The sequence below is a fragment of the Microvirga tunisiensis genome, assembly GCF_009296175.1.
GTDB classification, from domain to species: domain Bacteria; phylum Pseudomonadota; class Alphaproteobacteria; order Rhizobiales; family Beijerinckiaceae; genus Microvirga; species Microvirga tunisiensis.
Window position 1 is genome coordinate 1 of record NZ_VOSK01000666.1, and the last position, 1,839, is coordinate 1,839.

Consider the following 1,839-nt stretch of genomic DNA (forward strand, 5'->3'; position numbering starts at 1 on the left):
TTTGGAATCTTGTGGCGGCGCTCTTCATTAACCTTGTAGGGCATGCGGCTCTCGGTTTCAGAAGACCGCCTCTATACCTTACCCCTGACTTGGCACGACACCCCGGTCCGATTTACGCACCAACGTCCACCTCACCCACACTCTCGCTGGCCTTGATCCAGCCCGTACCCTCTTCATTGTCGCCTCTAAGACTTTCACGACGCAGGAGACGATGACCAACGCTGCCAGTGCCCGCAGGTGGCTGACCGAAGCCCTCGACGAGGACGCGGTAGCCAAGCACTTCGTGGCTGTCTCGACCAATGCTACGGAAGTCGCACAGTTTGGCATCGACACAGCCAACATGTTCGAGTTCTGGGACTGGGTCGGCGGCCGCTATAGCTTGTGGTCTGCTGTCGGCCTGCCAATCGTGCTTGCCGTCGGGTTCGAGCGCTTTCGTGAGCTGCTCGAGGGCGCCCACGAGATGGACGAGCATTTCCGGAGCACTCCGCTCGACCAGAACATGCCTGTTATCATGGGCCTCCTCGGGGTCTGGTACCGGAACTTCCTGGGTGCCTCGACCCTGGCCCTGCTCCCCTACGATCAGCATTTGAGCCGGTTTGCCGCCTATTTCCAGCAGGGCGACATGGAGAGCAACGGCAAGTCGGTGCGTCGTGACGGCAGCCGTGTGGACTATGCCACCGGCCCGGTGATCTGGGGTGAGCCGGGCACCAACGGACAACACGCATTTTTTCAGCTTCTGCATCAGGGTACGGAACTGATTCCGGCCGACTTTCTGGCGTCGGTGGAGAGTCAAACGCCCTTAGGCGACCACCATGACAAGCTGCTGGCCAACTTCTTGGCGCAGACGGAGGCACTGGCTTTCGGCAAGACGGAAGACGAGGTGAGGGCCGAGCTCGAGAAGAAGGGCATGTCAGGGGCCGCTCTTGAGGCGCTTCTGCCCCACAAGGTCTTTGAGGGCAACCGGCCGACAACCACGCTCTTGTACCGGACGCTCACGCCGCATCGGCTTGGCTCCTTGATTGCCCTCTACGAACATAAGATCTTCGTTGAGGGCATCATCTGGGGGATCAACAGTTACGACCAGTGGGGGGTCGAGCTCGGCAAGGAACTGGCTTCACGGATCCTACTGGAGCTTCAAACCGATACGACAGTGCCAGACCACGACAGCTCGACGAACGGCATGATCGACTACGTGAGACGGCTGCGGCAAGAGCAATCCCGCTAGTCAAGATGTTTCGTCGCAGACAATTCGCGCCACAATTCAACGAAGGACTGGTCCTATGACGACCGATCACACAGACGAAGTCGGGCAAGGAAATCATGGGTTCCGGGCTGTGCTGTGGGACATTGATGGCACGGCACCGTTGCAGTAACTTGAAAACGGCATAACGGACCCAGTTCAATGGGACTTTCAAGCTGCAAGTCCGAAGAGCTGATTGACGAGACGGATTTCGCCTATTGGCCCGGCCTGTCGTAAAATGCAGTGGCCGCGACGGATCATGCGCATGATTTCAAAGCCCGTCAGGGTCGCGGCAGCGGTTTTCATGCTCTGGAAGCCGCGCGTCGGCCGGATCAGGCGCTTGAGCGCGCCATGATCCGCCTCAAGGATGTTATTCAGATATTTCGAGGTGCGGTGTACCACATCGTTCGGCAGCAGCCCTTCGTTCTGCAGGCGTGTAGCGCGACGCGCGAATGTGTGAGTAAGGCGACGGCCAGATTTACGAGATGTCGCCTCCGGTTGAAGTCGACCTACCGTGTCACGGGACGACACGGAGGAGCGCATGAGCCGGCTCGATCAGGAGGCTCGCATGACTATCAAGGCATTGGCGGCGCGGGGAG

The 1,839-nt window shown here is 59.2% G+C and carries 2 pseudogenes; one reads left to right on the top strand and one right to left on the bottom strand.

The features are described from left to right. Positions 1 to 136: 136 nt before the first annotated feature. Positions 137 to 1,225: pseudogene (gene pgi, locus FS320_RS42635) on the top strand (glucose-6-phosphate isomerase); the annotation flags it as partial. 261 nt (positions 1,226 to 1,486) lie between these two features. Here pgi and FS320_RS50055 read toward each other — a convergent pair. Then, a pseudogene (locus FS320_RS50055) lies at positions 1,487 to 1,783 on the bottom strand (DDE-type integrase/transposase/recombinase); the annotation flags it as partial. Positions 1,784 to 1,839: the final 56 nt, after the last annotated feature.